The sequence below is a fragment of the Allokutzneria sp. NRRL B-24872 genome (assembly GCF_002155965.1).
In the GTDB taxonomy this organism is placed as follows: Bacteria; Actinomycetota; Actinomycetes; order Mycobacteriales; family Pseudonocardiaceae; genus Allokutzneria.
Window position 1 is genome coordinate 607 of record NZ_MUMH01000313.1, and the last position, 206, is coordinate 812.

1 pseudogene is annotated in these 206 nt (G+C 71.4%); it reads right to left on the reverse strand.

What is annotated here, in order from left to right:
* Window positions 1-206: pseudogene (locus CCN37_RS41920) on the reverse strand (glucuronyl hydrolase); the annotation flags it as partial.

Sequence of the window (206 nt, forward strand, 5' to 3'; positions counted from 1 at the left end):
CTCCGCGAGCCGCCGGAACAGCGGGTCCCTGGTCTCGACGTGCGCGAGCCAGAGCAGACCGGGCCAGAAGCCGCCCACCCAGCCGCCGCCGTCGGTGTAGATCCACTTCTCGAACTTCGTCTCCTCCGGGAACCTGCTGATGCCCGGCGCCACGGCGCGCAGTTTGCGCACGGCGTAGTCGAGGCCGTCGCGAAGTGCCCTCGGCG